This is a genomic window from Streptomyces sp. NPDC039462, from assembly GCF_055639375.1.
Window position 1 is genome coordinate 2,422,709 of record NZ_JBVKAO010000001.1, and the last position, 23,918, is coordinate 2,446,626.

The following is a 23,918-nucleotide window of genomic DNA, read 5'->3' on the forward strand; positions in this document are numbered from 1 at the left end:
GGGGATGGGGCTGCCGGGCTGGTCCCGGTCTCTCATGGCCGCGGCATGTTCCGGATGTTCGCGCGGGCGAGGTGCACCATGCGTCCGACACCACCGGTGAGGACGGTGCGGCTCGCCGACAGGGCGAAGCCGGTGAGCTGCTCGGAGGTGATCTTCGGCGGGATCGCAAGTGCGTCGGGATCGGTCACCACGTCGACCAGGGCGGGCCCGTCATGGGCGAAGGCCGCACGCAGCGCGTCACGCACCTCCGAGGGCTTCTCGACGCGAATGCCGCGCGCACCGGCGGCCGTGGCGATGGCCGCGAAGTCCGTGTGCGGATAGCCGGTGCCGTACGGCGGCAGCCCGTCCACCATCATCTCCAGGTCGACCATGCCCAAGGATGAGTTGTTGAAGACGACCACCTTCACGGGCAGTCCGTACTGCACCAGCGTCAGGAAGTCGCCCATCAGCATGGAGAAGCCGCCGTCGCCCGAGAGCGACACCACCTGACGCGTCCGGTCGAGGAACTGCGCGCCGATGGCCTGCGGCAGGGCGTTGGCCATCGAACCGTGCACGAAAGAGCCCAGGATGCGGCGGCGGCCGTTCGGTGTGAGGTAGCGCGCGGCCCACACGCAGCACATCCCGGTGTCCACGGTGAACACCGCGTCGTCGGCGGCCTCTTCGTCGAGGACCGCCGCCACATACTCGGGGTGGATGGGGGTGTGCTTGTCGACATCGCGGGTGTAGGCGCCGACGGCGCCCTCCAGGGCGTGGACGTGCCGGTCCAGCATCCGGTCGAGGAACCGGCGGGACGGCTTCTCCCGCACGGCCGGGGTCAGGCACCGCAGCGTCTCGCGGACGTCCCCCCACACGGCGAAGTCCAACTGGGTGCGTCGGCCGAGGCGTTCGGGCTGGATGTCGATCTGGACCGTTCTGACGTGCCGGGGCAGGAAGTTTGTGTACGGGAAGTCGGTGCCGAGGAGTATCAGCAGGTCGCACTCGTGCATGGCCTCGTACGCGGCGCCGTATCCCAGCAGTCCGGACATGCCGACGTCGTACGGGTTGTCGTACTGGATGTGTTCCTTGCCCCGGAGCGCGTGGCCGACCGGGGACTTGACCTTCTCGGCGAACGCCATCACCTCGGCGTGGGCACCGGCGACACCCCGGCCGCAGAACACGGTCACCGTCTCGGCGGCGTCCACCAGCTCCACCAGCCGGGTCAGGTCATGGTCGGCGGGACGGATCGCCGGCCGGTCCAGCGGCATCGCGAGTTCGGCCCCGCCCACCGGGGACTTCTCGGCGGCGACGTCTCCCGGCAGCGACACGACGGACACTCCACGCCGCCCGACCGCGTGCTGAATCGCCGTCTGCACCACCCGCGGCATCTGCCGGGGCGAGGAGATCAGCTCGGAGTAGTGACTGCACTCCTCGAACAGCCGGTCAGGGTGCGTCTCCTGGAAGTAGCCGGTTCCGATCTCGCGGCTGGGGATCTGCGCGGCCAGCGCGAGGACCGGAGCCATCGAACGGTGGGCGTCGAACAGGCCGTTGATCAAGTGCAGGTTTCCCGGTCCGCAGGACCCCGCGCACGCCGCCAGCCTGCCGGTGAGCTGGGCTTCGGCGCCGGCGGCGAAGGCCGCGACCTCCTCGTGCCGGACCTGGACCCACTCCAGGGCGTCGTGCCGTCTGACGGCGTCGACGACGGGGTTGAGGCTGTCGCCCACCACCCCGTACATGCGGCGCACTCCGGCGCGGGCCATGAGGTCGACGTACTGCTCGGCAACGGTCTGTTTGGGCACGGGTGCTCCTCGGATGGTCGCTCACGGGGCGGTGGCCACGCTAATGAGGAGCCGGGCGCAGCAGTTGTCCCTCCGTGCACTGTTCGGGGCCCGGCAGTGCACCACGGCAGCGCCCGGCTTTCGGCCCATGGGCGCTGGACAACCACCGGTCGAATTCGCGTGGCATTCGTGGAGACACGATCCGGAACACAGTTCATTCATGGGCCATGTTCCGTGCGTTCCGCGACAACCTGTGCCAGCCACCGAAATTTATGGTCGGGCGTAGAAAACCGCTTCCGCAATCATTCTTTGGGGCATTCATGGATCAGCGTCTCAGCACAGTCACGTACGCGGTGACGGCGCACGTCAGCGTTCCGAAGGGCATGCCCGCGCCGTTGCCCGCGGAGCTGCACTACGACATGACGGACCCCTACGCCGTCCGCCTTTCCCTGGGCGCACCGCTGACGAGACCCGTCGACTGGGTGTTCGCCCGGAAGCTGATGACTGAAGGACTGCACCGGCCGACCGGCTCAGGTGACGTGCTGGTCATTCCCCGGGACCGCTGCCATCGGAGCTCCCTGCGCATCGTCCTGAGGAACACCAGCGGCACGGCGTTGGTCGAAATGGCGGTTCCGGAGGTGGCCATGTTTCTCCGGCGGACCTTCGCGCTGGTGCCCGAGGGAGCGGAGAACCTCCACCTGGACCTCGACCGCGCCATCAGCGAGCTCACCGGTGGAAGGGGCTGACGGAGGTCCGGTCAAGGGCTGAGGGCGTCCCGCAGCTGACCGCGTCCCGTGATGCCGAGCTTCGGGAAGATCCTGTGCAGGTGGAAGCCGATGGTGCGAGGGGACAGATAGAGCCGGGCGCCTATCTCCCGGTTCGTCAGCCCTTCGGCGGCGAGTTGGGCGATCTGCAGCTCCTGCGGCGTCAGACCGGCCACGGCTTCCGGGGCGGTGGAGGCCCCGACGGTCACGCCGGCCGCGCGGAGCTCGGCGATGGCACGTTCGGTCCACGGGCGGGCGTCGAGCCGCTCGAACACCTCCAGGGCACTCGCGAGCAGCGGGCGTGCCTCCGCAACCCGGCGGCGACGGCGCAGCCATTCGGCGAAGTCCAGCTGCGCGAGGGCGCGTTCGAAGGGCCACCGCGCGCCGGCGGGGTCGGTGAGCGCCGAAAGGAAGTGCGGCTCAGCGTCGTCGGGTGGGCTCAGGAGCGCCGTGGCACGGTGCACGATCGTGGCCAGGCGGCTGGAGCGTGGCGTGCCCACGTGGTCCTCGACGGCTCGGAGCACGGCCCGGGCGTCGTCCGCCCGGCCGGCGCGCACGGCGGCCGCGGCGAGATCGGCGAGATGGTAGGGCGAAGCGTGGTGGTGCACGGGGACGGGAGGGGAATCCTGCGTGAAGACGTGCCGGAAGTGCTCGTATGCCGCTCCGTGGTCGCCTTCCGCGAGCGCCGCCATGCCGAGCGCCTGGCAGTGCCGGACGTACAGACTGCGGGACTTGCCCAGCTCGACGCCGCGGACGGCCGCTGCGGCCCGCTCCCGCGCACCGGCGTGGTCACCGCGGACGGCACGCAACGTGGCCTGGAGGATCGGCGCCCCCACGGCGACGTTCTCCGCCCCGGCTTCCGCGGCCAGGGAGTAGGCGTCCTCGGCCGCGGACCAGGCCGCCGTCCATGCCCCGCTGTCGAAGAGGGCGAGGGCGAGTGCCTGCGTGACCGTGCAGTTGGCGCCGGCCGTGGCAGCCGGACGGTAGTGGTCCATGGCCCGGCCGAGGAGCCGTACGGACAGGTCGGTCTCGTCCAGGATCCAGGCGGTGGCCCCCAGCATGGTGAGGTCGCCGAGCGTGGTGGGGTCCGAGACCGGGCCCTCCCAGGAGGGGCCCGCCACGTCGCGCAGACGTCGCAGCGCCTCTTCCCGCTCCGTGAAGGGGTGGGCGACCGCCTCGGCCCACAGCCTGTCGCTCCGGTCCGGCTGCAAGGGGATCAGGTCACCGACGCGCTGGAGTTCGGCGCGGTAGAAGGGGTCACCGGAGTTGTACGCCGGAGTCGCCGCCGTCCCCAGCGCGTCCAACGCCAGGGCGGGCGCCGCGGTGGCCATCGATTCGGCGACCGGCAGCAGGAAGCGCAGCGCGTCCTCATGGCGGAGGGTGACGGACAGCGACCAGCCTCCGCACAGGGAGGCCTCGGCGAGCAGCTCGGGATCTTGCGTCAGGGGGCCCACCCGGGCCGCGATCTCGCCGACCCACTGGGGATATCCGGCGAACATGGCGGAGACGGCGGCGGCGAGCAGGCGCCGGGCGCGACGCTCGGTGTCCGGGGTGAGTTCGGCCGCTCGTTCCAGCGCGGTGGCCGCTGCCGCGTATCCGCCGCGCCGCCGGGAGCGCTCGGCGCTCTGCGCCAGAGCGTCGGCGACCTCCTCGTCCGGGCCGAACGCGGCCGCGGCGAGGTGCCTGGCTCGACGGTCGGGCTCGTGTGCGAGCGCGGCGGCGAGTGTCAGATGGGCCTCACGGCGGTCGGCGAAGGAGGCGGCCTGGTGGATCGCGAAGCGGATCAGCGGATGGCGCAGCCGGACGTCGCCGTTCTCGACCCGGACGAGCCGTGCCTCCTCGGCGGGCCGCCACACCTCGGGGTCGTCCAGGCCCGGCACGGCGTGCAGGACATCGGAGAGCCGGTCCGTGCCGGCGGCCGCCGCCAGGAGCAGCGCGTGCCGGGTCTTGGGCGGAAGTCCCGGCAGCTCGGACGCGAACAGCCGCTCGAGCCGGGTGGTGAGGGGCAGAGCGTCGACCGCACCGGGCTTGTGAAGGCCCCGCCCCTCGGCGAAGGCCTGGGCGAGTTCGATGAGTGCGAGCGGGTTGCCTGCGGCCTGTTCGATGATCTGGGCGCGTGCCCTGCCGCGCGGCGGGCGCGCTTGGTCGTCCAGGAGAAGGCCTGCCTCCGCCCCGTCGAGGGGGCCGGTCGCCAGATGGGGGAAGTCGCGGTCGAAGCGCGCCGGCACCGACTCGTCCCGTGCCGCGAGCAGCAGGGCGATCCGTTCGCCTTCGAGACGCCTGGCGACGAACGCCAGCACGTCCAGGGAGCAGACGTCCAGCCACTGGGCGTCGTCGACGACGATGAGCAGGGGCCGTTCCGTCGCCGCCTCGGAGAGGAGGGTGAGCACCCCGGATCTGATCACCAGCGGCTCAGGGATCTGCTGCCCGGCCCCGTCGCCTGTGTCGTCACCGTCGTCCGTGCCGCCGGCTCCGTGGGCGATACCGTCACCGTCGTCCATACCGAACGCGTGTCGTAGGGCCTCGCGCTGACGCGTCGGCAACCGGCCGAGGTCGCGGAGTACGGGGCGCAGCAGTTGGTGCACTCCCGCGAAGTCGAGGCTCTGCTCACCCTCGCAGCCGCGCACGCGGAGCACCCGCCTTCCTCGCGCCGCTGCCAGGTCGGCGGCGTACTCCAGCAGGGTGCTCTTGCCGGCACCCGGCTGACCGGTCAGCACCAGCACCTTCGCGCCCGGGCCGTCCGCGGCGTCGACGAGTCCGCCGATCCGCTTCCGTTCACGGGCCCTGCCGCGGATGCTCCGCGTGTGTGCCTCCACGGCGCCGACGTCCATGTTCTCCCCAGTCCCGCCCCCACGGCTGCCCCGGACCGCCCAGTGGTGCGGGGTCAGCCGCGAAATACCTGCTCACAGCGTTGATGTCATCTTGCCAGGCGCTCGGCCCGCATGACTGGTCACATGACAGAAGCGGCCTGTACCCCCTCTTGGGACCATTCCCGCGGGGGTGGGAAGAAGCCGCCCGCAAGGCGAGTTCGGAGTGCGATGACGGAGTTCGAAGCGGGACGCGCGGCTGTGCCGATCGGCCGTGAGGAGGAAGTCAGCCGGCTCCTGCGGTGCCTTGACGCGCGGTCCGGCCCGCAGGGACTGCTCGTGCTCGGGGAGACCGGCACCGGCAGGTCTCTGTTGCTGCGGTTCGCCGCGGAGTCGGCCGCGGCGCAAGGGTCCGGGGTTCTGTCGACGCGCGGCCCGGGCGGACAGGAACCGGCGCCCTTCGCCGCGCTGCACCGGCTGCTGCTCCCGGTGTCCGAGGAGCCGGACATGTTTCCGTGGGCCCGGGGGCCGGTGCCGCGTACCTCGTACGAGCCGGGCGTGGGAGCTGTGCGGGAGCGACGTGCGCTGAGCGCCGCCACGCTGGCACTCCTGACCCGCCTCACGCGCAGGAACCCGCTGCTGGTGGCGGTGGACGACGTGCAGGAGTGGGACAACGCCTCCTTGGACGTCCTGTTCTCCGTATGGCGGCAGCTCACGGACCAGGCGGTGACCATGCTGTTCACCGCACGCGGCGAAGCCCCTCCGTCCGGAGCCCCGGCGGATCTTCCCGTCCTCAGGCTCGGGCCGTTGTCCGCCGGGGCAGCGGCCCGGCTCCTGGACGCGCAGCCCGACGCGCCCCGGGGGCGGCTCCGGCTGGACCTGCTGCGGCAGGCGGAGGGCAACCCGCTGGCGATCGTGGACCTGCACCGGGCATCGCGCGCCGGTGCCGGATCGGCCTCGGCCCCGCAGGTGTTCGCGTCACGTCTGGAGGCCCTTCCTGATCACGCACAGCGCGCGCTGCTCTACGCCTCGGCCGCACTCCGGGAGGAGGAACTCCGCGTCGTGATGGCGGCCTTGGACACCGACGACCTCACCGTCTGGACCCCGGCGGAGGAGGGCGGGCTGATCCGCATCGCCGACGGCCGCCTCGCGTTCGGACATCCGCTGGTGCGCGCGGCGGCATTCCAACGAGTGCCTGCGAAGCTGCGGCAGCGGGCCCACCGCGACCTGGCGGCGGCGGAGGGCCAGAACCCGGCGTACCGAGCCTGGCATCTGGCTGCCGCCGCGATGGGTCCCGACGAGGAGGTCGCCGCCGCACTGGAACGCGTGACCGCCGTGCACGCCGCGAACGCGGGAGACCACTACATCGCGGCGAGGGCACTGGAGCAAGCGGCGCGGCTCAGCGGGAACGACGCGGGCCGGGCCCGTCGCCTCACCGCGGCCATGACGGCGGCGAGCATGCTCGGGGACCCGGAGTGGGTCTGTGACCTGTATGCGGAGTTCTCCCGGGTCGCCCGCGACCCGGACCTGCGCTGCGTCGCGGCCTGTGCCATGGCCGCCGCACTGTCGCTGCTCTCCTTCCAGAGGGAAGCCTTCGGGCTCCTGCTGGACACGTCGCGGCACGCTCCACCGCGTACCGCCACCACGTCGTTCGCGCTCACGGCGCTCGTGGCGGCGATCGCCCAGCAGTCGGGTCTGCCGGAGCATCGGGAGGAGCTGCCCCGCCTGCTCGACCACGCACGCCGGCTGGCCCGGGCGACACCCGGGGCGGGGGGTAACCGGGCCGAGCACTCCGAACGCGACACACCCACCGGAGGCACTGAACCCGTCGGAGACACCGGACCCGCCGGAGGCACCGAACGCGTGGACCCGTGCGAGTTCTCCGGACTCACCGGGCCCGGTGTCCTGGCTGCTCTGGAAACCTACGTATCGGTCGGTCTCGATGCCCATGCCCGCGGGGGCGGCAGAACTCGCCGGACGCCGGTCCCACCGTCCGGACCGCACGCCGGAACGCATGCCGGCCCGACTCCACCCACCCGGCTGCTGACCCACGCCTCGGTGGCGTACTACGCCGACGAGTCGGAGCGGTGCGCGGAGATGTACCGGCAGGCGAGCACACTGCACGGCGCCCACCGGACGTGGGCCTCACGGCTGTGGACGCTTCCGAACCACGTGGACACCCTCATCGCCATGGGCCGGTGGCCGGAGGCCCAGGCCCTGATCGAAGAAGGGCGCTCCGAGGCGGTCGTCCACCGGTTGCCACGTGTCGACATGGACCTCGAGGCGCTGGACGTGACGCTGCGCGCACTGCGCGGCGACAGTCAGCCGGACATCCCGTTCACCAGCTCGCACTGGCGCTCCGTCAGCCTCGACGAGAACCGCGCCACCCGGGCCAGGATGCTGCGCGCCAGTGGCCTGCACGCGCTCGCCCTGGGGGATGCCGAGCGTGCGTTCCGCCACTTCAGGTCCCTGTTCGGTGCAGACGGATCGCCAGTCGTCCCCTTCCTGCCCCCGCGCTCCGTCGGTGAGCTGGCCACCGCCGCGCAGCGCGTGGACCGGAAGGGCGAGGCGGCGCGCGTGCTCGACGCGGTGCGGGCGGGCCTGGGCGAGCGGCCGACGACCCGCATGACGCTCCTGATGCACCACGCAGCGGCACTCGTCGACGCCACAGCGGACCCCGAGCACCATTTCCGGCTGGCTCTGGTCAACCCCGAGGGCGACACCTGGCCAATGGAACGGGCCCGGGCCCGGCTGCACTACGCGATCTGGCTGCGCAGGCGCCGCAGGCCCCTGGAGGCCCGCGCACAGCTGACCGCGGTGCTCGAGACGGCGGCCCGGCTCGACGCCAGGGAACTCACGGAAGCCGCCCGCGGCGAACTGCGCGCGACGGGCGCCGTCGACGCCTCCGCGGCCACCTCGGCCTCGGCGGAGGGGCTTGCCGAGCTGACGGCCCAGCAGCACCAGATTGCGCGGCTCGCCGCGGCCGGCCTGTCGAACCGCGAGATCGGCGAACGGCTTTTCCTCTCGCCGCGTACGGTGGGCTCGCACCTCTACAACGTGTATCCCAAGCTGGGCATCAGCAACCGCCATCAACTTCGGGGCCTCCTGCACGACAGCTGACGTGCGAACGACCCGTACCCAGGGGCCCGAGCGAGAGGCGGAACGAATGCGGCCGGAGCCTGACCGGGAGAGGCACGCCGAGCAGCCGCGGCCCGTGATTCTCGACCCCCTGGTGCAACGGCTCGTCGACGCATCGGCGACACCACCCTTCCTCCACGAGCTGGAACCGGCGACCGCCCGCCAGGCGTTGCAGGAGGCCCAGGGGGACCGGATCGACGACTTCGACGTGGCTGCCACGTTTCACGCGGCGCCCGTCGGACCCACCGGCCTGGTGGGCTTCTGGGTCTTCCGGCCGACCGGAGTCACGGGCCGGCCCCCCACCATGCTGTACGCCCACGGGGGCCGCTGGATGCTGGGCGACGCGCAGACCCACGCGTGGCTCGTGAGCGAGCTGGTGCGGGAAGCCGGTGTCGCGGCCGTCGTGCCCGAGTACAGCCGCACACCCGAGAGCCGCTACCCGATCGCCCTCGAAGAGTGCTACGCCCTGCTGAACTGGACGGTCGGACAGGCCGAGTCGCTCAGGCTCGACACCGAACGGCTCGCGGTCGCCGGTGACTGCGCCGGGGCCACCCTTGCCGCGGGGCTGACGCTGCTGGCCCGGGAGCGTGGGGGCCCGGAGCTCCGCGCCCAGCTGCTGTACTACCCCCTGACCGATGCCCGCTGCGACAGCCCGTCGCAACGGCTGTTCGCCACGGGATACCAGCTCACCCGGGATGCCGTGCGGTCCTACTGGCGGGAGTACGCGGTCGAACCCCGCCAGCGGGACGAGCCGACCGCGGCCCCGCTGCGTGCGAGCATGGCCGAGCTGGCGGGACTGCCGCCTGCGCTGATCGTGACCGCGGAGGCCGATGTCGCACGGGACGAGGCGGAGGAGTACGCGGACCGGCTGCGCCAGGCCGGTGTCGCCGCTACCGCGGCGCGTTTCCAGGGCACCGTCCACGACTTCGTGTCCTTGACCGCTCTGCGCGACAGCCCGCCGACGCTTGCGGCGGTGCGGCTCGGCGGGAGGTTCCTGCGCGCTCGTCTGCGGTGAACAGGCCATCCCGACATCCCGGACAAGAGGACGTCCCCGCCGGACGATATTCTGTGGCCGCGGTCGACGACACAGCCCCGGACCAGCGGCTTTTCAGGACGAGACGGCCGCGCCGTACACGCAGAGAGCTCAGGTTGTTGTGGACTACCAGGCCGTTCTAGAAGAAGTCGCCGCCTTCGCCCGGCCGCTGGTGGGCCGCGGTCAGGTGGCTCAGTACATCCCGGCGCTCGCGGGCGTGGACGCCGAGCGGTTCGGCATCGCGGTCGCCGACGTCAACGGTGAGGTGCACGGGGTGGGGGACTGGCAGGAGCCGTTCTCCGTCCAGTCCATCTCGAAGGCCTTCAGCCTCGCGCTCGTCCTGGCGGAGGGCGGCGAGCGGATCTGGGACCGGGTCGGCACGGAGCCGTCCGGCAACCCCTTCAACTCGCTGGTCCAGCTCGAGTACGAGAACGGCATCCCGCGGAACCCCTTCATCAACGCCGGCGCGCTGGTCGTCACGGACCGGCTGCAGAGCCTCACCGGAGACGCCGCCACGACGATGCTGGAGTTCCTGCGCACGGAGAGCGGCAACCCGGATGTCGCCTTCGACCCGGTGGTCGCGGCCTCCGAGGCCGAGCACGGCGACCGCAACGCGGCTCTGGCGCACTTCATGGCGAGCTACGGCAACCTCGACAACCCCGTGGCCACGGTCCTCGAGCACTACTTCCGGCAGTGCGCGATCCGTATGAGCTGCCGCGACCTTGCGCTCGCAGGGGCCTTCCTGGCCCGGCACGGGCTGCGCGGCGACGGCACGCGCCTTTTGCCCGCGCGCGAGGCGAAGCAGGTCAACGCGGTCATGCTCACCTGTGGTACGTACGACGCGGCGGGCAGCTTCGCCTACCGCGTCGGCCTGCCGGGCAAGAGCGGGGTCGGCGGCGGCATCGTCGCGGTCATCCCGGGACGCTGCACGCTGTGCGTCTGGAGCCCGGGCCTGGACAGTTACGGCAACTCCGTGGCGGGCGTGGCGGCGCTCGACCACTTCACCACGGTGACGGGCTGGTCGGTGTTCTAGCCGTGCCGCCCGACAGGAGCCGGGTCGCCTGACAGGCAGCCGTGCCGCCCGACAGCAGCCGTGCGGGAATTGTCGGGTGGGTGTCCTCTCCCCGATGACACGCTCACAGCATGAGTGAGTCAGTGATCAGCGACGGCGACGTGTCCGAGTTCGTGGAGAAGGGGTTCCTCCATGTGGAGGGGGCCTTCTCGTGCGATCTCGCGGCGGCCTGCCGGGACATCATGTGGCAGGACATCGACGGTGAGCCCGACGACCCGGCGACGTGGCAGAGCCCTGTGGTGCGGCTCGGCGCCTATGCGCAGGAGCCCTTCCGGGCAGCCGCCAACTCGCCTCGCCTCCACGCCGCGTTCGATGCCCTCGTCGGTGAGGGGCGCTGGGCGCCTCTCAGCGGACTCGGTACGTTCCCCGTGCGGTTCCCCAGCGACCGGGACCCGGGCGACGACGGATGGCACATCGACGCGAGCTACCCGGGAGACGACCCCGCCGACTTCATGTCCTACCGGGTGAACGTCGCCTCTCGCGGGCGGTGGCTCCTGATGCTGTTCCTCATGTCCGACGTGGGGAAGGACGACGCGCCCACCCGGATCCGTGTCGGGTCCCACCTGGACGTCGCCGCACTCCTGGGACCCGAGCAGGAGGGCGGTCTGCCCTTCATGGAACTCGCCGAGCGTGCCGTGCCCGCCACCGAGCACCGGCCGCTCGCCCTGGCCACCGGCCGGGCCGGTGACGTCTACCTCTGCCACCCCTTCCTCGTCCACGCCGCGCAGCCGCACCACGGTGCCGAACCCCGCTTCATGGCGCAGCCGCCGCTGCTTCCCGCGCCGGGTCAAGGGCCGAGCATCGAGCGTCCGGACGGGGACCATTACTCTCCCGTGGAGATCGCGATCCGCCGAGGCGTCGGACACTGTCACTGATCGAGTCGGCGCGTCACTGCTCATGGACGGGCGGCTGTCGGGAGAGGAACTCCTCGAACGCCGCCCTCTGTTTCGGGTCCATGAAGCCCTGGCGGACGTGGCGGGCCTGCTCGTCCAGCCAGTGCGCCTCGTGGGGATCCAGCAGTTCGGCGACCACCACGCCTCCGCGAGCGACCGCCGTGCGCCCTCCCGCGCGACGCCGAAAGAGCGTGAACGCGCCGAACTCCGCGGGGTGGGCCAGCTCCGGCTCCCGCGCCTCAGCTCCGTCTTCGGCACCGGAGTTGTCGGCGTCTCTCATCGCGTATGCCGTGGGAGCCCAATGCTCCCAGAGCGCCAGCGTGGCCGCGGGCACCAGCACGGCCCGCTCCGCCTCCGCACCCCCCTCCCACACGAACGTGACGGCGACAGGTTCGCCGACCGCCTCGGCCAGCCCGAGCACCCGCTCCATCTCGTCGCCGTCCGGATACTTCACCACGACATCGATCTGAATCCCCATGGAGCCTGAGGCTACTTGCCGCCTCTGACAATCCGGGCCGACCTCCCAGACCACGCTCTTGACCTGGGCAGACACCGGAACTGTTTAAGATGTGGTGGTATTTCATCGGCCGGCGCCACCGAAAGGCAGTACGACAATGACGCAGCCCGCAGCGGCTCCGGTGGTTCGACGTGTGGACGCCAGGCACCGGTACGAAATCCTGGTCGACGACAAGGCCGCGGGATTCACCGCGTACCGCGACCGGGACGACCGGCGCGTGTTCTTCCACACCGAGATCGACGACGCCTACGCGGGACAGGGTCTGGCCTCGACCCTCGTACAAGAAGCACTGGACGACGTGCGAAGCTCCGGCCTGCGCATCGTGCCCGTCTGCCCCTACGTGGCGAAGTTCCTGACGAAGCACGAGGAGTTCGCCGATCTCGCCGACCCGGTGACCCCCGAGGTCGTGGAATGGCTGGACGGCGTGCTGAAACGCTGATGGGCCCTGACGCTGCCGATCCGACGGGCCGCGACGCCCCCCACCTGATGGGGCGTGAAGCCCAGATCGCGGTCATCGAGGCCGCCCTGGCGGACATCGGCTCCACCGGCACCTCGGTGATCCTGCGCGGCGACCCCGGCACGGGGCGGACCGCGCTGCTGAGGTCGGCCGAGGCGACAGCCCGTCGTGCCGGTCTGCGCGTACTGCGGATGACCGGCGCCGAGGCCGAGGCCGGGCTGCCCTTCGCCGCCCTCCACCAGGTTCTCTGGCCGCTGCTCGACGACGCGCAGGGCCTCTCCGAGGAGCAACGGAACGCCCTGGAAAGCGCCTTGGGAATTCGGGAAGGCACGCCGCCCGAGGGCTTCACCGTGGCGAGCGCCGCCCTCACCCTGCTCGCCCACGCCGCCGCGCGCCGCCCCGCGGTGGTTCTCCTGGACGACCTGCAGTGGGCCGACTCGTCCAGCATCGCCGTGTTCGGATACGTACAACGTCATCTGGCCCCGCTGCCCGTCGTCGCCATCGCCGCGACCCGGCGGGCGGGCGACACGGCCGGCCGCGCGCCCGCCGCCGTCAAAGAGAAGCGCGACGCCACCCAGGGCCTGCCGGGACAGGTCATCGACCTGCCGCCGCTGGACGCGCCACAGGCCGAGCGGCTCCTCCGCACGATCCACCCCGCACTGCCCGACGGGGCACGCCGCAGGGTGCTGCGGGCCGCCGGCGGCAACCCGCTCGCCCTGCACGAACTCCCCGAACAACTGCGGCGCGTGGCCGCCGACCGCGCCGAGTTCCTCGCGGGCCCCGCCGCGCTCGGACTGACCGAACCCTTCGACGCACTGCCGCTGGGCGAGCGCCTCGGACGGTTGTACGAGGACAGGCTGCGCGCCCTGCCCGAAGCCGTGCGGCGCCTCCTGTTGGTGGCCGCCCTCGACGACGCGTCCGCCCGGCGCGGCACCGTGCTGCGGGACATGGCCGACCGTGCCACGGGCACACCGTGGACACAGCTCAAGGAGCACATCGAGAGCTCCGGTCTCGCGCACACCGACGCGGAGAGCGGCCTCGTCGTGTTCCACCATCCGCTGGTGCGCGCCTGTCTGGTGCACATCGCCTCACCGGCCGAGCGCCGCGCCGCACACCGGCTGCTCGCGGACGCCCTGCCCGCCAAGAGCCCCCGCCGGGCCCTGCACCTGGCCGCCGCCGCGCTCGGCACCGACGGCGAACTGGCCGCACTGCTGCACGCGGAAGCCGACAGCATGGCCGCCCAGGGCGGTGACCCGGAGGCGGCCGAGCTGATGGCGCGGGCGGCCCGGCTGAGCCCGGACCCGGCGAGCAGAACGGCCCGCCTCGTCGCCGCCGCGGCCGCCGCCGTACGCAGCGGCCGCCCGCACCTCGCGGCGGAACTCGTCGCCGAGGCCGAGACGGAGGCCTGCCCCGGAAAGCCCGAGCCCGCGGCCCCGTACGCCTTCGCCGTCGCCTACACCCGCCTCCAGCTCGACGCCGACCCGAACCCCGCGATCGAACTGCTTCCCGCCGTGCTGGACGCGCAGACGTCATCGTCATCGCCATCGCCATCGCCATCGCCCTCGTCACCGGAGGGTGAGGGCCGGCGGGACGAGCGGGCCGTGCTCCGCGAGCCGATGCTCTTCCTTCTCCTCGTGACGGCCGTTCTCACCGGGGACGAGCGGGCATGGGCTGCCGTCGAACGCCACGCGGTGCACGCCTCTCCGGCGGCGACGCTGTGCCTGGAGGCCTGGTCCGGCCCTGGGCAAGCCGCGTACGAGACACCGTTCCGGAAGCCCACCCACGGGGTGCCTCTCCGGAAGGCCGTCCACGAGGTGCCTCTCCAGAAGGCCGTCCACGAGGTGCCTCTCCGGCTCCGCGAGACCGTCGCGACCCTGCCGGCCGACCGAGAGACCACCGGCGCCTGGCTCCTCCTGTGGGCAGCCGCCGCCGTCGACGCCGTCGGTGAGCACGACGCGCTCTGGAACGCCTTCGCGCGCCACCACGCGTACGCGACGCAGACGTTCATCGACAGCCTGCGCGCCCACGACGACTTCCTGCACGGCCGCTGGGACGCGTCCCTGACCGCCTCCCGCGCGGGCGCCCGCACCTCCGCGGACCACGGCTACGCGCTGACCGAGACGCTGTTCCTGCAGAACACCGCACAGGTCCTCGCCGCTCGCGGGGACCGGGCAGGGCTCGCCGCACTGGAGCCCGCGCTCGGCGCGTCCGCCAGAGCCCACGGCCTGCGCCTGGTCACCGATCGCCTGCGCGCGGCGCGGGTGCTGTGCGCACTCGGGCACGGTCTCGCCGAGGAGGCGTGGCATCACGCGCGCGCTCTCATGCCGCCCGGCGAGCTCCCCGCCCGCAGCCCGTGGCTCCATCTGTCGCTCGTCGACTGCATACAGGCGGCGGTCGACACCGGACGGCGCGCGGAAGCGCGACGCCACCTGCACGCCGTCAGCTCGTCCGGCCTCGCCCGCACGTCAGCGCACCACACCTTCCTGGTGGCCGTCGCCGAAGCCCTCGCCGCGGAGGAGGACGAGGCGGCGGAGCGGTACGAGGCCGTGTACACCCTGCCCGGAGCGGAGAGTTGGCCCTTCCCCCTCGCCCGCGCCCATCTGGCCCACGCCGCGTGGCTCCGACGCCACGGTCGGCCCGAGCGGGCGGCCGCGCACTGCCGGACGGCGCTCACCGCGTTCAACCGTCTCGGCGCCGCGCCCTGGGCCGCACAGGCATCGCAGGAACTCGCTGCGACAACGGCGGCCGTCGGGACACCCGGCGGGCCGACCGGGGGACACCGGCACCCGTCCCTCTCGGCACAGGAGACACGCATCGCCGAACTCGCGGCGGAAGGGCTGACCAACCGGCAGATCGGTGAACGACTCGGTCTCTCACCGCGCACGATCGGCGCGCATCTCTACCGTGTCTTCCCCAAGCTCGGCATCACGACGCGGGCCGGCATCGCCCGCGCCCTCGAAGACGGAGAGCAGGCAGCGGGCCGATCGGTGTAACCGTCTTCCCCGTGCCCCCCTTGTGCTGGATGATCCCCGCATGACTCAGCAGCGAACCGACGGAGCACCACCGGCCGACGCGGCCGACAGCTACGTGGAGGCACTTCGTGAGCGGCTGGCGGCCGACGGATGCGGGGTGACCGCGACGACCTGGCGCGAGCACCCGGTAGCGGTCGGCAGCCGCGCGGACCGCAAAGCGCGGTGGTTCGGCACGAAGGTGGAGCTGTTCGTCCTCGCCGCCGCGGTCCCCGAAGTCGACGACGCCTCGCTGGCCGAGTTCACCGGGTGGGCGCTGAGCTATGCGCAGAGCCTCCGTAGCGGCCTGCCCGGTGCCCGCAACGCGATGATGGTCCTGCCCGCTCTGGTCAGTGGCGGCGTCCAGCCGTCCGCGAGAGAGTGGGCTGCCAGAGACGCCCGGATCCTGGGAACGTCCGTGGTCGGCCGCCCTCTCACGGTGGAGACAGCCCCGGGAGCCACCCGGGTCACCATGTACCGGGGCGGGGTCGCGTGGGGCGGAATGTTCACGCGCCATGTCCTGGAGAAGGCGTCCCTGTACTTCCCCTGACGCCACCGGTGCGTCCGGCGGCCGTACGGGCGGTACGGACGCGACCGTCACCGAGGAGGACTTCTGATGCGCAGCGTCACCTATTCGATGGGTGTCTCGCTCGACGGCTACATCGTCGGCCCGGACGGCGGTTTCGACTGGACGGACCCCGACCCGGATGTCTTCCGCTTCTGGATCGACGAGATCCGAGACGTCGGCGTCCACCTGTTGGGACGACGGCTGTACGAGACGATGCTGTACTGGGAGACCGCCGACCAGGACCCCTCGCTCGACGACTCCATGCGCGAGTGGGCCACACTCTGGAACCCGCTCCCGAAGGTGGTGTTCTCCACCACGCTGACCTCGGTGCAGGGCAACGCCCGCTTGCTCTCCGGCGGCCTCGCGGAGGAGATCGAGCGGTTGCGGGCCGAGCCGGGCGAGGGCGACATCGCGATCGGCGGCGCGACTCTCGCCGCCGAGGCAGCCGCGTCGGACCTGATCGACGAGTACCGCGCCGTGGTCCACCCGGTGCTGGTCGGCGGCGGCACCCCGTTCTTCCCCCAACACGAGCGCCGAGTGAACCTCGACCTCGTAGAAACCCGCACCTTCAACTCCAAAGTCGTCTACCTCCGCTACCGCGTGGCGCGGTGATCGGCTCGTCCGGAGTCAGGCCCCGGCAGCGCCCTCGCCAGAGCGGCCCGTGAAGTGACTCCCAGCTTGGGGAAGATTCGGTAGAGGTGGGCGCCGATCGTGCGTGGGGACAGGTGCAGTGCGGCGCCGACCTCCTTGTTCGTCAGGCCGGTGGAGACGAGGCGGGCGATGCGGAGTTCCTGGGCCGTGAGCACGTCGGCCGAGACGGTCGGGAGATTCGGGAGAGTCGAGACGGTGGGGAGAGTTGCAGCGGTCGAGGGGGGCGAAACAGGTGCGGAGACCCGGAAGCGGTTCGCGGACCGTAGTTCCGCCTGGCACTGGGCCAGCCAGGGGTCGGCGCGCAGTTCCTGGAAGGTGCGGGACGCGGCGCGCAGGGGCTCCGTCGCCTCGGCGCACCGGCCCCGGCGGCGCAGCCAGCTGCCGTGCGACAGGCGAAGGCGCGCCAGGTCGAAGACCCACTCGCCGGCGCCCGGTACCGCATAGGCCGCCGCGTACGCCGCATCCGCCTCCTCGTCGTCGGCGGTGATCGCGCAGGCCGCGGCCAGCAGAAAGGCGTGGTGCGCGGAGACGGCGTCCATCCCCGCCGCCCGCCCGGCCTCGACGTGGGCGAGCGCCTCCGCCCGGCGGCCGCAGCGCAGGCTCGCGACGACGAAGTCGAAGAAGGGGAGGTGGAACCAGGTCAGGCCGGGCGGCAGTTCACCCGGCGCCATCAAACGGCGCAGCAGCGCGTACGCCTCCTCGTGCCGACCGTGCGCCAAGGCTGCGAGGGCTTGGAGGCGGTCGAGGTGGTCGGTGACGAACCGCATCCGTGCCCGCGCCGCCGCTGGTTCAATGCGGGCCCGCACCGCGCGCAGGCCCCGCTCGTCGCCGCGCCCCGCCAAGAAGTGCGCGTAGTAGTGCCGGAAGAGCAGGGCATTGCAGTGGTAGCCGAGTTCCTCGGCGATGTCGGCCTCGCGCAGACACACCTCCGCGTCGTCCCAACGCCCCCGCAGAAACGCCTGATGGCACCGCGCCTTGGCGACAGACCCCTGCGTGGCGTACGTGTGCTCGTCGTTGAAGAGCCGCCACAGCTTCTCGTCGGCCGCGTCCACCGCCGACGCCGCCCACAACAGCAGCCACGCACCGGCGGCTTCCCGCTGCACCGCCATACGCGCCACCAGGCCCCGCAGCTCCGCCTCCGCGCCGTGTGCCGTGCGCGGCGGGTCCGACCAGGCACGGTGGCACAGCAGAGCAGCGTGGGAGAGGTGCTCGCGATGCCGCTCCAGCGCCTCCCATCCCCGCGGGTCGCCGGTGTAGGCCGAGGCCAGCAGCAGCTTGAACGCCATCTGCTCGACGAGATCGCCGAACGCCGGGGCGCCGGGAGCGGTCAGCGCGGCCAGGGCGCAGGGCAGCAGCGCGAACGACGAGGCGAAGTCGACGTGATGACTCTGGTCGACGTACACGACCGCGTAGGCGAACAGCGGGGCGATGTCCTCGGGCACCGGCCCGCGCCGGATCTCCCTCACCAGTTCCGCCGCGTACGCGAGGCGTCCTCCCCGGGCCGACATGACGGCGGCCCACGTCAGCCGCCGCGCCCGGTCGCCGGGGTCGGCCCCGAGGGCCGCCGCGCGGTCGAGCAGCAGCGCTCCCTCCGCGTCACCGCCGCGCAGCGCGATGCGGGTCCCCGCCTCCTGCAGCCGCGTGGCGAGCCGTTCGTCCGTGCCGTCCGCGGCGGACGCCTCGTGCAGCAGCCGTCGGGGGTCGTCCTCGCGAAGCCGCTGCGCGAGCGTCCGGTGGGCGGCGCGCCGCTCGGCCGCCGATGCGGAGGCGATCACCGCGCTGCGTACCAGCGGATGCCGGAACACGAGCCGCCCCACGGAGTCCAGGCGTGCGAGACCGCTCGCCTCGATGCGGCCGAGGATCCGTTCGGCACGGTCTTCGTCCGCCTCCTGCCCGTCTGTGTCGTTCCCGTCAGTGTCGTTAACGTCTGTGTCGTTTCCGACCGCGTCGTTCCCGACGGTGGCGGCGCCGTCCAGCGCGGCGAGCAGCAGGGCCCGTGCCGCGCTCTCGGGGAGCGACCGCAGCCGCCGGGCGAACAGCTCCTCCAGGCGCTCGCCCAGCGGCAGCCTCTCCGGCAGCGGCACCACGCCCCTGCGGTGCTCGGCCGCCAACTGGCCGGGCAGCTCGGCCAGAGCCAGCGGATTGCCCGCGGCCTCGTCCATCACGCGCCGGGCGGTGGCGGCCGCGAGCCCGGGGTGCCAGCGCCGCAGCAGGGTGCGGGCGTCCTCGCCTGACAGCGCCTCGACGTCCACCGGGTGGGCCGGCCAGCCCTCCAGGGCGGCGCGGTCGGGCCGGCTCGTGCACACCATGACCACGGGAAGCTCGGCGACCCGCTGATGAAGGAAGACGAAGACGGCGGCGCTGGACGGGTCCACCCAGTGCAGGTCGTCGACGAGGACGAGCACCGGACGGCGGCGCGCCTCCTCCGCGAGCAGGGCCAGCGCCGCCGCGCCCACCATGAAGCCCTCCGGGGGCAGCCCGTCCCGCAGGCCGAGGGCCCGTTCGAGCGCGAGCCGCTGGTGCGGGGGCAGCGCGCGTGAGTTCTCGCGCAGCGGCCGCAGTACGTGGTGCAGCGCGCCGAAGGCGATGCCGGACTCCGCCTCGTTTCCCACGACGCGCAGGACGGTGAAGGCGTCCCGCGCCGCGCGCGTCGCCGTCCAGTCGAGCAAGGTGGTCTTCCCCATGCCGGCGTCGCCGCGCAGCACCGTCGCCGAGCCGCCCGCTCCCGCCCGCGCACGTTCCAGGGACCGTTCCAGCAGCGCCTGTTCGCGCCGGCGGCCGACAAGTGTCCTGTCGCCCTGTCCGTTCCCCATGACCTTCCCCTCGTCCCGTTGCCTCGGCCCGTGGACCGTCGGACCGCACGCACCGGTCCGACCGCAGCCACCCGCGGGCCGCATCCATCCGCCGACCGCATTCCGTCGCGTACGAACCGCCTCCGAATCACCGTGACACCGCCGCCATGCCCCACCGTGCACGGCTCTTGCCCCTGCCCGCAGGGCATGCCGCACGCCCTCGTCAAGGACGGCAGGACACCCCAGGCTGACTCCGTATGAGCCTGACAACGATCATGACCCACAGCCCCACCGCCACATGCGACACCCGTACCGCCCGCACGCTCGGCTTCCTCCACGTGCGTACGGTGCGGGGAACGGCACAGTCCGTGCGGCACGACCCCCACCACGACCTCGAAGGCGACGCGGTCACCGAACCGTACGTCCTCCTCGGCATCCACAGCCTCGGCCGGGCCACCCTCGTCCGGCGGGGGAGCACCGAGGTCTGCCTGCCGGGTGACCTCTTCGCCTGCGACGGAGCGGAGCCCTTCGTCCTGGACGAGGAGGGGGACTTCGAACTGCACCTCGTACGGATACCGCGGCGCGCGCTCACCCTCACCGATCGGCAGGTGAGGGAGTTGGGCGGCCGGGCCCCCTTCACCGACGGGACCGTCGCGCCGCTGCTCGGTCCGCTGCTGCGGGACGTCGCCGGCTCACGGCCCGGGCACGCGCCACGCACCGAGCTCCGGCTCGCGGGTGCCGTCGCCGACCTGGTCGGGCTGCTCGCCGTCGAGGACGCCGAAGGCGGTCCGGGGGACAGTGGCCCCGGGCCGCGGGAGGGTGGGCAGGAACGCGAGGCCCTGATGGGCCGGTTGCACGCGTACGTCGACGCCAATCTGTGGGACAGGAACCTGACCCCCGCGAGCGTCGCCGAGGCCCAGCACATCTCGATCCGCTATCTGCACAAGCTCTTCGAAGGCCGGGACAGCACGGTCGGCCGGTGGATCCAGCGCCGCCGCCTGGAGGAGGCGCGGCGGGAACTCGCCCGCCCGGGGCGCGACGACATCACGGTGTCGGCGGTCGCCCGCCGCTGGGGCTTCGCCAGCGCCACCCACTTCAGCCGCAGCTTCCGCGCGGCATACGGCATGTCCCCCAGCGACTGGCGCGACGGCAGGACGAGACCCGCCGCGTAGGCCGCCGTGGGAGCCGTCAGCTGGGGTCCGCCTCCGGCGAGGTCGCCAGGCGTCGCCACTGTTGTGGCGAGTGGCCGTGGACGGCTTTGAACGCGCGGCTGAAGTGGGCCGCGCTGCGGAAGCCCCAGCGGGCGGCCACCACGGCGATGGACGGGCTCACCCGCCCGCGTCGCGCGAGCTCGTGGGCGCACTTCTCGACGCGCTGACGCTGGATCAGCCGGCCCACGGTCACGCCCTCGGCCTCGAAGAGGCGGTGGAGGTAGCGGATCGAGATGAGATGTGCCGCGGCGATGCGTTCCGCGGACAGGTCGGGGTCGCCGAGGTGGGTCTCGATGTAGTCGAGGATCGTGACGAGGAGAGGGTGGCGGTCGGGGCCCGGTGGGCCCTCCGCGTCGGCGGCGAGGTCCTCGACGAGACCCGCGACCAGGTCCGCGATGACGCCCCCGAGCCGCTCGCCCACCTGAGCCGGCACCCGGGACCCCGGCGCGTCCAACCGCGGGAGCAGCGCGGGAAGGAGCGCGGCCGCGCCCTCGGACGGAGTGACGGCGCGGGCCGTGAGGGAGCGCAGGGGTACCGCGGGGAGGTGCAGCGCGTGCAGGGGCAGGCGGAGGATGAGGGTCCGGGCCTGCTCCTGGTGCTCGATCGAGAAGGGACGGCGCAGGTCGATCAGGGTCAGCTCGCCGCTCGACACGGTCGTGCCGCGCCCGTCCTGCGCCAGCCGTACGGTCCCTTCGCGGGGGACGAGGAGGGCGACCGCGTCTGCCGAGTCCCGTGCGGGGGAGCGGGAGCTGCGGACGAGGCGCAGCGGCCCGGCCGTCTCGCAGGTGAGGACGCGTACGTATCCGAAGTGGTGGAGTGTCACGAGCCCGTCGGCGCGCGTGTCCGGTTCGGCGGGTGCGACGACGGGCGTGAGCCATCGCGAGAAGGCGGCTGCCACGTCGGTCGACGTCTCGGTGCCCGGGCCCGGTGACACGGCCGTCGCGGATCGAGCGTTCACGGAGGGCTCCCTTCGTCCGTCCCCGGGCCGGTGCACGGTGCGTGGCAGAGGGGGACGGTCGCCCCTGGCCCACGGCCCTGCCGCGAGTCTCGGCCGACAACCGGGGGAGGCGTTAGGTCATATGACTGTCCTTCGGTGTGATGGGGGCGGGTGGCCGGCGGGGTGGGCGGCCGAAGTGTGCACGCAGCGGCATGGATCCGTAAGGTGGCCGGGCCCCTTTCGGGCCGACGGCGTCCTAGGGTGAGTACTCCGTGCCCGGCGGAGCCGCGAACGGCCCCGTGATCCGCCTCTCGTGCAGGAGTCCCCGTGGAAGCAGACGTCCCGGTCGCCCGGGAGACACCTGTCCTCGAACGATGGACACGGGCCTTCGCCGAGGCGTACGAGTGCCCTGTGCCGTCGGAGACCGACCCTGCCGCGTCCAGGGCCCGCGTCGCGGCCCTCTGGGACGGCGGCGGTGGCGACGAACCGGATGTCGAGGAGGAGTGGCTCGCCCTGCCGGGACCCGAAGGGAGCCGGATCAGGGTACGGATCCTGCGCCCCGCCGGCACGGACGAGCCGCTGCCCGTCGTGCTGTACCTGCACGGACTCGGCTGGATGCTGACGGACGCGTACGCGCACCGGCGGCTGGTGACGGACCTCGTGCTCGGAGCGGACGCCGCGGTCGTCGTTCCCGAGTACGACGTACCGGAGGACGCTCGGCATCCCCACGCCGTGGAGCGTGCCCACACCGTCGCCCGGTGGGTTGCCCGGCACGGCGCGGAATGCCGCCTGGACGGGAGCAGGATGGCGGTCGTCGGCGTCAGCGCGGGCGCCCAGCAGGCGGCGGCCCTCACCCTCGCGGCGCGCGAGCGCGGCGGGCCCGGCTTCCGCCACCAGGTCCTTGTCTGTCCGGTGACCGACGCGGCGATGGACACCTCGTCCTACCGCCGGTTCGCGGAGGGGTACTTCCTCGGCCGTGCCGCCATGCGCGAATACTGGCGGCAGTACGCGCCGGACCCGGAGAGCCGTGCGCACGCCGCGGTCTCGCCGCTGCGCGCACCGGTGAGCCTGCTGCGCGGGCTGCCGTCGGCGCTGGTCCTCACGGCGGAGGCGGACGTGCTCCGCGACGAGGGGGAGGCGTACGCGGCGCGCCTGCGGCAAGCGGACGTGCCGGTCGTGTCGATCCGCTACCAGGGCACGATCCACGGCTTCGTCCTGTTCGACCTGCTCCGCCGCACGGAGGCCTCCAGGGCGGCCCGTATCCAGGTGACGGACACCCTGCACGCCGCACTGCACGCGGCCTGAGCCGCGTCAGGTCGCGTCGACCTCCTTGGTGCCGGGGCTGTCGCGGTGCCGCCGCCACTCGCTGGGGGACGCGCCGTAGGCGGCCTGGAAGCGGCGGCTGAAGTGGCTCGGGCTGCTGAACCCGCACCGGGCGGCGACCGCCGCGACGGTGAGGCGGTCGTAGCGGGGCGCGGCCAGCATCTCGCGTGCCTTGGCGAGGCGTTCGGTGATGAGCCACTGTTCGAGGCTGATGCCCGCGTCGTTGAGCAGGAGGTAGAGCCTGCGCACGGAGACGGCGTGTTCCTGCGCGATCCGTTCGGGCGTGAGGTCGCGGTCCGCGAGGTGGCGGCGCGCGTAGGCGAGGATGCGGGTGACCAGCGTGTCGTCCATCGTCGAGCGGACGGTGGGGGAGTCCTCGGCGTGCGCGGCCGAGAGGAGCAGCGCACGGACGAGTTCGGTGGTGGCCGTGGCGAGGGCTCCGGCGCCGGGGTCGGCTTCGAGGCGTCCGGGGTCGCGCCACACCCCGCGCAGGTGGTTGAGGACGAGGTCGTACATCGGGCTCGCGCGCAGCCGGTGCGAGGCCTGCTCGACGGTGTCCACCGGTACGTCGAGGCGGTTCACGTCGAACATCATGGCCTGGGATGCGCCGTCGCCCGACCAGCCGTAGACACGGGGCGACAGTTCGTGGAAGACGCAGATGTCGTCCGGGCCGAGGACCCGCTGCCGCCCCGCGACCTCGGCGCGGTGGGCGCCCGACAGCTGGAGCGAGACGGAGATCACGGGGTTGCTGCGGTGATGTCGTACGTGCCGTTCGTTCCGCCGCACCTCGAAGCCCGAGTTGCGGGTGGCGAAGAGGTCGAGGCCGCCCACGCGCCACAGCTCCATGCGGGCGTGGATGCCCGTCTCGGGCTCTTCGTGGACGACCTCGTTGGGCACCGAGGAGTCGGTCAGCGCGTGGTGGAACGCGTCCGCCCGCTCGCGCGGCGCCACGGTGGAAAGATCGACAAGCAGCACAGGACCCCCAAGAGAACT

Annotated in this window: 17 protein-coding genes; 11 read left to right on the forward strand and 6 right to left on the reverse strand. The window is 72.5% G+C overall.

Annotated elements, in window-relative coordinates; all coding sequences use genetic code 11:
- Nucleotides 1-32: 32 nt before the first annotated feature.
- A complete protein-coding gene (locus ACZ7LU_RS09990) occupies nt 33-1,775 on the reverse strand; it encodes a pyruvate dehydrogenase (RefSeq protein ID WP_398304785.1) in 1,743 nt (580 codons plus the stop codon).
- Between the two features lie 299 nt (nt 1,776-2,074).
- Here ACZ7LU_RS09990 and ACZ7LU_RS09995 point away from each other — a divergent pair, with 299 nt between their 5' ends.
- Nucleotides 2,075-2,500, forward strand: a complete 426-nt coding sequence (locus tag ACZ7LU_RS09995) for an SsgA family sporulation/cell division regulator (RefSeq protein ID WP_471916331.1) — start codon at nt 2,075-2,077, stop codon at nt 2,498-2,500.
- 11 nt (nt 2,501-2,511) lie between these two features.
- On the opposite strand, the gene ACZ7LU_RS10000 is transcribed toward ACZ7LU_RS09995, so the two are convergent.
- Nucleotides 2,512-5,349: an AAA family ATPase gene (locus ACZ7LU_RS10000; RefSeq protein ID WP_471916332.1), complete on the reverse strand. Its 2,838-nt coding sequence runs from the start codon at nt 5,347-5,349 to the stop codon at nt 2,512-2,514.
- A gap of 207 nt (nt 5,350-5,556) precedes the next feature.
- Here ACZ7LU_RS10000 and ACZ7LU_RS10005 point away from each other — a divergent pair, with 207 nt between their 5' ends.
- The 4 genes from ACZ7LU_RS10005 (at nt 5,557) to ACZ7LU_RS10020 (ending at nt 11,443) form a co-directional block, all read left to right on the forward strand.
- A complete protein-coding gene (locus ACZ7LU_RS10005; protein ID WP_471916333.1) occupies nt 5,557-8,445 on the forward strand; it encodes a helix-turn-helix transcriptional regulator in 2,889 nt (962 codons plus the stop codon).
- Nucleotides 8,446-8,539: 94 nt separating this feature from the next.
- Complete coding sequence (locus ACZ7LU_RS10010; protein WP_471916334.1) at nt 8,540-9,478, forward strand: alpha/beta hydrolase; 939 nt, start codon at nt 8,540-8,542, stop codon at nt 9,476-9,478.
- 139 nt (nt 9,479-9,617) lie between these two features.
- Entirely contained in the window at nt 9,618-10,529 is a 912-nt protein-coding gene (locus ACZ7LU_RS10015; RefSeq protein WP_398304800.1) for a glutaminase, read from the forward strand.
- 110 nt (nt 10,530-10,639) lie between these two features.
- Entirely contained in the window at nt 10,640-11,443 is an 804-nt protein-coding gene (locus ACZ7LU_RS10020; RefSeq protein ID WP_471916335.1) for a phytanoyl-CoA dioxygenase family protein, read from the forward strand.
- A gap of 13 nt (nt 11,444-11,456) precedes the next feature.
- Here ACZ7LU_RS10020 and ACZ7LU_RS10025 read toward each other — a convergent pair whose 3' ends face one another.
- Nucleotides 11,457-11,939, reverse strand: coding sequence for a hypothetical protein (locus ACZ7LU_RS10025; RefSeq protein ID WP_471916336.1), 483 nt, complete (start codon nt 11,937-11,939; stop codon nt 11,457-11,459).
- Nucleotides 11,940-12,075: 136 nt separating this feature from the next.
- Here ACZ7LU_RS10025 and ACZ7LU_RS10030 point away from each other — a divergent pair, with 136 nt between their 5' ends.
- From ACZ7LU_RS10030 to ACZ7LU_RS10045, 4 genes are all read left to right on the forward strand, one after another.
- The gene (locus ACZ7LU_RS10030; RefSeq protein WP_468084857.1) at nt 12,076-12,417 is read left to right on the forward strand and encodes a GNAT family N-acetyltransferase; all 342 of its coding nucleotides are present in this window, start codon (nt 12,076-12,078) and stop codon (nt 12,415-12,417) included.
- Complete coding sequence (locus ACZ7LU_RS10035; RefSeq protein WP_471916337.1) at nt 12,417-15,428, forward strand: helix-turn-helix transcriptional regulator; 3,012 nt, start codon at nt 12,417-12,419, stop codon at nt 15,426-15,428. The genes ACZ7LU_RS10030 and ACZ7LU_RS10035 overlap by 1 nt, the downstream gene beginning before the upstream one ends.
- Before the next feature lie 40 nt (nt 15,429-15,468).
- Nucleotides 15,469-15,993: a hypothetical protein gene (locus ACZ7LU_RS10040; protein ID WP_471916338.1), complete on the forward strand. Its 525-nt coding sequence runs from the start codon at nt 15,469-15,471 to the stop codon at nt 15,991-15,993.
- Nucleotides 15,994-16,059: 66 nt separating this feature from the next.
- On the forward strand, nt 16,060-16,623 hold the full coding sequence (locus tag ACZ7LU_RS10045) for a dihydrofolate reductase family protein (protein ID WP_471147830.1): 564 nt from the start codon (nt 16,060-16,062) through the stop codon (nt 16,621-16,623).
- Here ACZ7LU_RS10045 and ACZ7LU_RS10050 read toward each other — a convergent pair.
- Nucleotides 16,605-19,475, reverse strand: a complete 2,871-nt coding sequence (locus ACZ7LU_RS10050; protein ID WP_471916339.1) for an AAA family ATPase — start codon at nt 19,473-19,475, stop codon at nt 16,605-16,607. The two genes, ACZ7LU_RS10045 and ACZ7LU_RS10050, sit on opposite strands and share 19 nt — an antisense overlap.
- A 236-nt stretch (nt 19,476-19,711) precedes the next feature.
- Between ACZ7LU_RS10050 and ACZ7LU_RS10055 the strand changes: the two genes are divergently transcribed.
- The gene (locus ACZ7LU_RS10055; RefSeq protein ID WP_471147834.1) at nt 19,712-20,626 is read left to right on the forward strand and encodes a helix-turn-helix domain-containing protein; all 915 of its coding nucleotides are present in this window, start codon (nt 19,712-19,714) and stop codon (nt 20,624-20,626) included.
- A gap of 16 nt (nt 20,627-20,642) precedes the next feature.
- Here the strand turns inward: ACZ7LU_RS10055 and ACZ7LU_RS10060 are convergent, their stop codons facing one another.
- Nucleotides 20,643-21,623: a helix-turn-helix domain-containing protein gene (locus ACZ7LU_RS10060; protein WP_471916340.1), complete on the reverse strand. Its 981-nt coding sequence runs from the start codon at nt 21,621-21,623 to the stop codon at nt 20,643-20,645.
- A gap of 306 nt (nt 21,624-21,929) precedes the next feature.
- Between ACZ7LU_RS10060 and ACZ7LU_RS10065 the strand changes: the two genes are divergently transcribed.
- A complete protein-coding gene (locus ACZ7LU_RS10065) occupies nt 21,930-22,907 on the forward strand; it encodes an alpha/beta hydrolase (protein ID WP_471916341.1) in 978 nt (325 codons plus the stop codon).
- Between the two features lie 6 nt (nt 22,908-22,913).
- On the opposite strand, the gene ACZ7LU_RS10070 is transcribed toward ACZ7LU_RS10065, so the two are convergent.
- The gene (locus ACZ7LU_RS10070) at nt 22,914-23,876 is read right to left on the reverse strand and encodes an AraC-like ligand-binding domain-containing protein (RefSeq protein ID WP_471916342.1); all 963 of its coding nucleotides are present in this window, start codon (nt 23,874-23,876) and stop codon (nt 22,914-22,916) included.
- Nucleotides 23,877-23,918: the final 42 nt, after the last annotated feature.

Bases quoted from the DNA above. Each gene is read 5' to 3' on its own strand.
- ACZ7LU_RS10000 (WP_471916332.1), bottom strand. From the start codon at position 5,349: ATGGACGTCGGCGCCGTGGAGGCACACACGCGGAGCATCCGCGGCAGG.
- ACZ7LU_RS10025 (WP_471916336.1), bottom strand. From the start codon at position 11,939: ATGGGGATTCAGATCGATGTCGTGGTGAAGTATCCGGACGGCGACGAG.
- ACZ7LU_RS10020 (WP_471916335.1), top strand. From the start codon at position 10,640: ATGAGTGAGTCAGTGATCAGCGACGGCGACGTGTCCGAGTTCGTGGAG.
- ACZ7LU_RS10035 (WP_471916337.1), top strand. From the start codon at position 12,417: ATGGGCCCTGACGCTGCCGATCCGACGGGCCGCGACGCCCCCCACCTG.
- ACZ7LU_RS10050 (WP_471916339.1), bottom strand. From the start codon at position 19,475: ATGGGGAACGGACAGGGCGACAGGACACTTGTCGGCCGCCGGCGCGAA.
- ACZ7LU_RS10055 (WP_471147834.1), top strand. From the start codon at position 19,712: ATGAGCCTGACAACGATCATGACCCACAGCCCCACCGCCACATGCGAC.
- ACZ7LU_RS10045 (WP_471147830.1), top strand. From the start codon at position 16,060: ATGCGCAGCGTCACCTATTCGATGGGTGTCTCGCTCGACGGCTACATC.
- ACZ7LU_RS10040 (WP_471916338.1), top strand. From the start codon at position 15,469: ATGACTCAGCAGCGAACCGACGGAGCACCACCGGCCGACGCGGCCGAC.
- ACZ7LU_RS10030 (WP_468084857.1), top strand. From the start codon at position 12,076: ATGACGCAGCCCGCAGCGGCTCCGGTGGTTCGACGTGTGGACGCCAGG.
- ACZ7LU_RS10005 (WP_471916333.1), top strand. From the start codon at position 5,557: ATGACGGAGTTCGAAGCGGGACGCGCGGCTGTGCCGATCGGCCGTGAG.
- ACZ7LU_RS09995 (WP_471916331.1), top strand. From the start codon at position 2,075: ATGGATCAGCGTCTCAGCACAGTCACGTACGCGGTGACGGCGCACGTC.